Consider the following 249-nt stretch of genomic DNA (forward strand, 5'->3'; position numbering starts at 1 on the left):
CTCGACGTGTCGCCGGCCGCGCGCGAGCTGCGCGCGCGCCGCGCGGGGGAACCGGCATCCGTGTTCGCCGAGCTGGTCGCACCCGTGCTGGCGCGTGTGGGCGACGGTCTCGCCGCCGTGCTGGGCGGGGACGCCGTGGTCGCGCGGCGCCTGCGCCAGTCGGGTTCGCCGGCGAGCGTCGCGGCGTTCCGGTCGCGCCAGTTGCTCTGGGCGGCCGGGGGAGCGGCCGTCGGCATCGTCGGCGCCTTG

1 pseudogene is annotated in these 249 nt (G+C 79.5%); it reads left to right on the forward strand.

The features are described from left to right. Nucleotides 1-249: pseudogene (locus tag FJ658_RS16480) on the forward strand (pilus assembly protein TadB); the annotation flags it as partial.

It is taken from the genome of Schumannella sp. 10F1B-5-1 (genome assembly GCF_006517535.1).
Lineage (GTDB): Bacteria > Actinomycetota > Actinomycetes > Actinomycetales > Microbacteriaceae > Schumannella.